At 66.4% G+C, this 8165-nt stretch carries 5 protein-coding genes; 1 reads left to right on the forward strand and 4 read right to left on the reverse strand.

All coding sequences use genetic code 11. The annotated features are described in order from the left end of the window. The 3 genes from VHB92_RS13455 to VHB92_RS13465 are packed head-to-tail and all read right to left on the reverse strand — an operon-like array spanning position 1 to position 3190. The gene (locus tag VHB92_RS13455; RefSeq protein WP_325454274.1) at positions 1-909 is read right to left on the reverse strand and encodes a carbohydrate ABC transporter permease; all 909 of its coding nucleotides are present in this window, start codon (positions 907-909) and stop codon (positions 1-3) included. Further along, positions 906-1868 (reverse strand): sugar ABC transporter permease, encoded by a 963-nt coding sequence (locus VHB92_RS13460; protein WP_325454275.1) that lies wholly within the window; start codon positions 1866-1868, stop codon positions 906-908. Before VHB92_RS13460 ends, VHB92_RS13455 begins: the two co-directional genes overlap by 4 nt. Positions 1869-1888: 20 nt before the next feature. Next, a complete protein-coding gene (locus VHB92_RS13465; protein ID WP_325454276.1) occupies positions 1889-3190 on the reverse strand; it encodes an ABC transporter substrate-binding protein in 1302 nt (433 codons plus the stop codon). A gap of 243 nt (positions 3191-3433) precedes the next feature. On the opposite strand from VHB92_RS13465, the gene VHB92_RS13470 reads away from it, so the two are divergent. Next, complete coding sequence (locus VHB92_RS13470; RefSeq protein ID WP_325454277.1) at positions 3434-6682, forward strand: glycoside hydrolase family 2 TIM barrel-domain containing protein; 3249 nt, start codon at positions 3434-3436, stop codon at positions 6680-6682. 36 nt (positions 6683-6718) lie between these two features. Here the strand turns inward: VHB92_RS13470 and VHB92_RS13475 are convergent. Next, a partial coding sequence (locus VHB92_RS13475) for an acyl-CoA dehydrogenase (RefSeq protein WP_325454278.1) occupies positions 6719-8165 on the reverse strand: 1447 nt, incomplete at its 5' end.

An 8165-nucleotide genomic window follows, 5' to 3' on the forward strand; every position in this document is an offset into this window, starting at 1 on the left:
TTATCCCTTGCTCGCACCCAGCGTGAGGCCTGCGACGAACTGCCGCTGCAGCACGAGGTAGATGACGAGCGTCGGGATGACGGTGATCATCGCGCCGGCGGCGAGCAGGTTGTAGTTGGACAGGAACTGCCCCTGCAGGTTGTTGATCGCGGTGGTGACCGGCAGCCGGTCGCCGGACTGGATGAAGATCAGCGGCCAGAAGTAGTCGTTGTAGATGAAGATCACCTCGAGCGTGCCGAGCGCCGCCAGTGCGGGCCTCGTGAGCGGCAGGATGACGTTCCAGTACTGGCGCCACACGCTCGCCCCGTCGACGCGCCCGGCCTCGGTGAGCTCGTGCGGGATGGCCTTCATGAAGTTCGACAGCACGAACGTGCAGAAGCCGATTTGGAACGCGGTGTTCACGGCGATGACGCTGACGTACGTGTTGAGCAGCGAGCCGGAGTCGCTGATCCAGTACGGCAGGGTCGTGTGCTTGAACAGTTCGAACAGCGGCGCGGCCAGCACCTGCGGCGGAAGCAGGTTGCCCGCGGTGAACATGATGAGCAGCGTGACGTTGAACCGCCAGCTGAACCGCGACACCGCGAAGGCCATCATGGAGGCGAAGAACAGGATGAGCAGCACGGCGGGCACCGTGATGATCACCGAGTTGCCGAAGTAGGTCGGGAATCCGCCCTGCGTCCAGGCATCCACGTAGTTCTGGAAGTTGAACGAGCCGGCGATCGAGAAGTAGCCGTACTTGTCGGTGTCGGCCTTGGGCCGCAACGACGTGTAGAGAGCCCAGGCGAGCGGCAGAAGCCACATGATCGCCATCACGAGGATGAACAGGATGGTGCCCCAGCGGTGGTTCTTTCTGCGTCGTGTCGTGGCGGGCGTGTGCGGCGGCACGCGCACCGAGGTGGCGGCGGTCATTCCGTCTCCTTTCGGAAGGTCCTCGCCAGGTACCAGACGATGGGTACGAGAGAGATGATCAGCAGCACGACGGCGAGTGCGGATCCGACGCCGATCACCTGGCCCTCACCGATCAGGTTCTGGATGACCAGCGCGCTGAGCAACTCGAGTCCGTTGGTGCCCCTGTTGATGACCCAGACGATGTCGAACGCGCGCAGCGACTCGATGATCGTGATGACCACGATGATGATGTTCGTCGGCTTCATGGCCGGGAACACGACCCGGAAGAACGCCTGCCAGCCGTTCGCGCCGTCGAGCGAAGCCGCTTCGCGCAGGCCCGGGTCGACGCTCTTCAGCCCCGCCAGGTACAGGATCATGACGTAGCCGGCATGCCGCCAGGTGGCCGCCACCATGGCCGCCCACAGGTTGACGCTCGGGTTGCCCAGCCAGTCGACCGCGTTCGGCTTGCCTGCCGTTCCCAGCAGGAAGTTCAGCAGGCCATTGTCCTGCGAGTAGAACAGCTGCCAGATGATCCCGATCAGAGCAAGTGAGAGCATCACCGGCACGAAGAAGATGCTCTGGTAGATGCGGCTTCCCCTGATGGCCTGGTCGAGCAGCACAGCGAGCAACAGACCCAGCGGAGTCCCGATGACGCCGAGGAACAGCAGCCAGATGACGTTGTGCAGCACCGCGGGCCAGAACGGCGTGTAGTCCTGGAAGACGTAGTGGTAGTTGCTCAGGCCCGCCCACTTCATGTCGCTGAAGTCGAGACCGTTCCAGCGCACGAACGACAGGCCGATGGAGAACAGGGTGGGCAACCAGACGAGGACCACCTGGATCAAGGTGGGGATGCCCACCATGATCGACAGTGTGACCACGTCGCGGCGCGTGAACTGTCGCAGCCGGCGCCGCTTCCGGACGGGGCTCGCACCCCGTCCGGAAGCGACGGCCTTCTGCGTCTGTGCAGACGTGACCGCCATGACGACGCTTCGCTTACCGGCTATTCGGACGCGTAGAGCGTCTTCGCCTGCGACTCGATGTTGCTCAGGTCGATGGTGCCGTTCTTGATGAACGTCTGCATCGCGGGCTCGAGCACATTGGATGCCATGGCAGGCAGCGCGTCGCGGTCGAAGAACTGGCTGATGAACTTCGCATCGGCGATCACGCCGGCGAGCTTCTTCGTGAAGGCGCTGTACCCGGAGGTGTCGGCATCCTTCGCGGTCATGATGTTGGACTTGTCGTACTTGTAGTACGCCTCCTGGCCTGCGCCCGTGCCCATGAACTCCAGCATGTCGCGGGCCGCCTGGTTCTGGCCGCCCTTCTTGGACAGCATGAGACCGTCGATCGGCGCCTCGACGGCGTCCTGCCCCTCGACGGCGATGGACGGGAACGGGAAGAAGTCGATGTCGGCGAGCACCGAGGGGTCGGTGAACTGCTGCGTGATGAACGAGCCGAGCAGCATCATGCCGGACTTGTTCTGCGCGAGCTTCTGGGCGGCATCCTGCCAGGTCAGGCCGAGCGCGTCCGGATCCTGGTAGGGCAGGAGGATCTTCCAGGTGTCGAAGACGTCTTGCACCTTCTTCTGGTTCCACGACTCCTTGTGCGCGCACAGATCGACGTGGAACTGGTAGCCGTTGGTGCGCATGTTGATGTAGTCGAAGGTGCCGCACGCGGGCCAGGCATCCTTGTCGGCGAACTCGATCGGGATGATGCCGTCGGCCTGCATCTGCTTGCACAGGGCCTCGAGCTGGTCGAGCGTGGTCGGAACCTGGTAGCCCTTCGACTGCCAGAACGACTTGCGGTAGAAGAAGCCCCACGGATAGTTGTAGTTCGGCACGAAGTACTGTTTGCCGTCCTGCCCCGTCGAGGCCTTCTTCAGCGCAGGCGAGAAGTTGCTGCCGATCTTCTTCCAGACATCGTCGACGTCGGCGACCAGGCCCTTCTTCGCGTAGTACTGCATGCGGTAGCCGGCGAACCAGGTGAAGGCGTCGTCTGGGCTGCCCTGCAGGTAGTTGTTGATCTTGTTCTGGAAACCGTTGTGGTCGACCGTGTTGACGGTGACCTTGTCTCCCGACTTCTTCTCGAACGCACTCACGAACGACGCGTAGGCCTTCTTCGGCACGGGGTCTGAGGCGTTGGATCCGAACGAGAGCGACTTTCCGCCGCCCGAGGAACCGCCGCCGGATGTGGTGCCCGTGCAGGCCGCGAGAAGCGGAACGGCACCCAGCCCGAGCGCTCCGACGCCGACACCTTTCAGCAGGGCCCGGCGCGACACGCCCTGACCCGCGTTGAGCTCTTGCATGTTGACTCCTTTGTAACGTGCAGAGGGTGTGCAAAAACGCACATTGTCGATCATATTCGCCCATTGAGCCGCCGCAAGTAACGAATGGGCCACGACGGCCTTCGCGCCGGTGGAGCGCCCATCGGGAAAGCGCATGCACGGATGCCGTGACTCCAGCGGCCCCTCACGGAAAGCGTGCGGTGGGGAACGAATTCGCATAAATTCGCACAGGACAGCACGACCGATCTGATCGAAGGAGCTCGAATGTCTACATCAGTGCGCGGATCCGCCGCGGCGGTGTGGAGGCATCCGGAGATCACCTCGATAGCTCGAGAACGGTCGCACGCCGTTCCGAGGACGACCGGATACGACGGCCGCCCTCTGCCCCGTGTGATCGACCTCGACGGCACCTGGCGGTTCCAGTTGTTGCCGCACCCCGAAGCCGACGCGGGCGAGACGTGGCGCGACATCCACGTGCCCGGCGCATGGAGCCTGCAGGACACCGACGATGCGCCGCAGTACCTCAACATCCGGATGCCGTTCTCCGACGCTCCCCCGCGCGTACCACGACAGAACCCGACGGGTCTCTACCGGCGCACGTTCACGCTGCCCGCCGACTGGAGCGGGCGACGCATCGTGCTCAGCGTGGGAGCCGCGGAGAGCGTGCTGCTCGTTGACGTGAACGGTGTGCAGGCCGGGGTGAGCAAGGGCAGCAGGCTCGCGGCGGAGTTCGACGTGACGGACCTCGTGCGAGAGGGTGAGAACGAGCTGGAGCTCACGGTCGTCAAGTGGTCGGACGCCAGCTTCATCGAAGATCAGGACCAGTGGTGGCTCGGTGGCATCACAAGGGGCGTCCGGCTGTACGCCACCAGTCCCGTCTTCCTACGCGACGTGCGCGCCGTCGCCGACTTCGATGCGGCATCCGGTGCGGGCAGGCTCGAGGTCGAAGCCATTGTGGGCGCGCCTGGCGATGTGATACCAGCGGGGCTCAGCGTGCGAGCGCGGCTAGGCGCGCCGTCCGTTCCGGCCCCGGTGTCGGCGCCCGTGTCGACACGACTCGTGGTCGACCCGGAAGACGGGCACGCGCAGGAGCTGCTGGCGCAGGTGCCGCCGAACGAGACCGTCTTCGCCCTGCACGCCAGGAATGCCGCCAGGATGCCGCTGCCCGAGCCGGTGCGCACGCTCGCCTCCACCGCCACGGCACTGAATTTCCCCGCTCCCGACGGGCACGCGCAGGTCGGGATCGACGTGCCCGGCGCGAGCCCTTGGAGCGCCGAGTCGCCCGCACTGTACCCGCTGGCCGTCGAGCTCGTCGATGCCGACGGCACCGTGCTCGACTCCGCCGACATCCGGGTCGGTTTCCGGCGGGTGGAGATCGTGGGCCGCGATCTGCTGGTGAACGGCGGTCGGATCATTCTGCAGGGCGTGAATCGACACGAGTTCGATCCACGTACAGGGCGCACGCTGACCCGCGAACAGACGGCGGCCGAACTCCGCAACCTCAAGCGATGGGGCTTCAACGCCATCCGCACCTCGCACTACCCGAACGATCCTCCGTTCTACGATCTCGCCGACGAGTACGGGTTCTACGTGATCGACGAGGCCGACATCGAGGCGCACGACTGGGCCTGGTCGCTGTGCGACGACCCGCGCTACCTCAACCAGTTCGCCGATCGCGTGTCGCGCATGGTGCTGCGAGACAAGAATCACGCGAGCATCATCATCTTCTCGCTCGGCAACGAGAGCGGCTCTGGGGTGAACCAGGATGCGGCGGTGGGATGGCTGCGCGGATACGACCCCACACGCCCCGTGCACTACGAGGGCGCGATCGCCAAGGACTGGTACGGCGGGCACCGACAGACCGACATCGTCTGCCCGATGTATCCGCCGATCGATGCGATCGTCGGATATGCCACGAACGAGGCGGCCGATCGTCCGCTCATCATGTGCGAGTACAGCCATGCCATGGGCAACTCGAACGGTTCGTTCGACGATTACTGGCACGCGATCCGCTCGACGCCGGGTCTGCAGGGCGGCTTCATCTGGGAGATGAAGGACCACGGCCTCGATCCCGACGGCGACCGGCACTACCGGTACGGCAGCGACTTCGCGGTTGCACCGGCACCCACCGGCCGAGACTCCGCAGGCGACGCATCCCGCGCAACACCTACGCCCGCAACGAGCGAATCGGCGGACAAGAGCCTCAACGACGGGAACTTCTGCATCGACGGCCTGCTCTTTCCCGACGGATCGCCGCACCCGGCCGTGTTCGAGGTGCGCAGGGCGTTCTCTCCGGTCGAGGTGTTGTCGGATGCCGCGGCGGCCCTTGGGGGATCCGTACGGCTGCTCAACCGCCAGACCTTCGCGTCTCTGGAGAGCACGCGAATCGAGGCGTCGGTGGCGAACATCGACGGCGTAGGCGCTTCCGTGCGCCTGGATGCCGCTGCGCGCGCGGGTGAGACCGCCGACGTGGCGCTGCCAGCCGCGATCACCCACGAGCTCGCCCGTGCCGACGCACTTGCGCTGCGGCTCACGGTGCGTACGGCGGCGGATGTCGCGTGGGCACCCGCCGGCACGGAACTCGCGGTGCTCGAGGTGCGCGTGGCCGCGGAACGGGATGCCGCGGCCGAGACCGGCGCCTCGGGCCACGCACCGATCTTCACCGCCACCACGCCCCGCACGGGACTCGATGGCATGGTCGACCTCGACGATGACGGCGTGGTCAGGCATCCGTTGCTCGCGGCCGGCCCGCGCCTGCAACTGTGGCGGGCGCTCACCGACAACGACAAGGCGGTCCCGCTCGGCCAGCGGCTGGAGGCGACCGGGCTGCGGGACGCCGTCCGTGAGTTGATCGCCGTCGAGCGCGACGGCGACCAGTTCGCCGTGCGTGCCCGGTATGTCGTCGCCCGCCCGCAGACGGTCGAGGCGGCATCGCCTGCCGGAGTCAGCGAGACGGACCGATCCGTCGGTCAGGTGGTCGAGCACGTCCAGCGCGTGACAGTGTCGGACGGCGCGCTGGTGTTCCATGAGCGCGTCGTGGTCCCCGGCTCGCTATCGGACATTCCGCGCGTCGGCATCGAGTTCGCGCTCGTCCCCGGATTCGAGCGGGTGCGCTGGAGGGGTGACGGACCGCACGAGACCTATCCAGACCGTAGGTCGTCGGGGCTCCTCGGCGTGTGGGAATCGACCGTCGACGAGCTCCAGACGCCTTACGTTCGGCCGCAGGAGAACGGCGGGCGCACGGGCGTGACCGCGGCGTCGCTCAGCGACGGCACCCACATCGTGCAGCTGCGCTTCACCGAGCCCGTGCTCTTGACGGCATCCCACCAGAGCGTGCGTGACCTCGAAGCGACCGCGCACTCGTGGGAGCTGCCTCGGCGCGAGCAGACGATCGTACGCGCGGACGTCGCGCATCGGGGACTCGGCAGCGCCTCGGTCGGGCCGGACGCACTGCCGCGATTCATCGTAGGGTCCGGTGTCTATGAATGGAGCTGGTCGCTCGCCGTCGGCTGAGCGCCGCTGACCGAGTATCGCCGGGCGGCTGAGGCGTCACCGGTAGCGACGGTGAACGCTCTCCTTGTCGTCACCCGTGTACGCCGTGTCCGCAATCCACGGGCCGGTGCCCTCCGACGCGTCGATGACGCCGGCCTCCAGCCACGACACGTCGCCAGCCAGCACGCGCGCCGCGAGCTTGTTGTCCACGTCGTCCGTGTTGTCCCACAACTCACGGAACAGGGCGTCCACGCGATGCCTGGACTGACGGCAGAACGCGTCGGCCAGCTGGTACGCCGACCGGCCCGGCTGGATCTGCACGCCCTCGGAGGCGGCATCCTGCGAGCGGATCATCTCCGCGCGAGAGCACGATGCGGCCATGGCGCACAGCTCGGCGCCGATGTCGACGATGCGGCCCAGGAACGCCTCCTTGTGCTCGAGGCCGGCCTGCCACCTTCCCATGCCGTAGAACGTGGAGCGGGCGAGCTTGCGGGATGCGCGCTCGACGTAGCGCAGGTGGCCGGCGAGCGGACCGAACTCTCCGTACGCGCCCGGCTCGTTGCCCTTGCCCGCCACGAGCGTGGGCAGCCACTTCGCGTAGAAACCGCTCGCCTTCGCAGCGGCCTTGGCTTTCGCCTTCAGATCCGCGTCGGCGGAGGCCAGATCGCCCGCCGCGTTCAGATGCGCGTCGACGGCTTCCCGCGCGATCAGCAGGTGCATGATCTCGGTGGACCCCTCGAAGATGCGATTGATTCGCATGTCGCGTGTCTGCTGCTCCGCGGCAACCGCCCGTTCGCCGCGCGCGCGCAGCGAATCCGCCGTCTCGTAGCCGCGGCCACCGCGGATCTGCACCAGCTCGTCGGCGACCACGTATCCCATCTCGCTCGACCACAGCTTGGCGAGCGCCGCCTCGATCCGCACATCCTTCATGCCGGAATCGGCGAGTTCCGCCGACAGCTCGAACACCGCCTCCAGAGCGAACGCTGACGCGGCGATGAACGCGATCTTCGTGGCGACGGCCTCGTGCTGAGCTATCGGGCGTCCCCACTGCACGCGCTCTGCCGACCACTCTCTGGCGATCTTGAGCGACCACTTGCCGGCGCCGGCGCAGAGAGCCGGAATGGACAGCCTCCCCGTGTTCAACGTGGTCAGGGCTATCTTGAGCCCCTGCCCTTCCCGGCCCAGCCGGTTCTCGGCGGGCACGCGTACCCCGTGGAAGCGGGTCACTCCGTTCTCGATTCCCTTGAGGCCCATGAAGACGTTGCGGTTCTCGACCGTGATGCCCTGCGAATCGGCCTCGACGACGAAGGCCGTGATACCGCCCGGCTGGCCGTCGTGCTCCGGCACGCGTGCCATGACCACGAGCAGTTCGGCGATCACCCCGTTCGTGGTCCACAGCTTTACACCGTCGAGCAGGTACGCCGACCCGTCATCGGTGGGGGTTGCCGTCGCGGCCATCCGCGCGGGGTCTGAACCGACATCCGGCTCGGTCAGCAGGAATGCC

It is taken from the genome of Humibacter sp. (assembly GCF_035547335.1).
Lineage (GTDB): Bacteria > Actinomycetota > Actinomycetes > Actinomycetales > Microbacteriaceae > Humibacter.

What these genes read in the sequence shown, in the direction of transcription:
- VHB92_RS13455 (WP_325454274.1), bottom strand. Translation starts at nt 909, where the DNA reads ATGACCGCCGCCACCTCGGTGCGCGTGCCGCCGCACACGCCCGCCACG.
- VHB92_RS13460 (WP_325454275.1), bottom strand. Translation starts at nt 1,868, where the DNA reads ATGGCGGTCACGTCTGCACAGACGCAGAAGGCCGTCGCTTCCGGACGG.
- VHB92_RS13470 (WP_325454277.1), top strand. Translation starts at nt 3,434, where the DNA reads ATGTCTACATCAGTGCGCGGATCCGCCGCGGCGGTGTGGAGGCATCCG.
- VHB92_RS13465 (WP_325454276.1), bottom strand. Translation starts at nt 3,190, where the DNA reads ATGCAAGAGCTCAACGCGGGTCAGGGCGTGTCGCGCCGGGCCCTGCTG.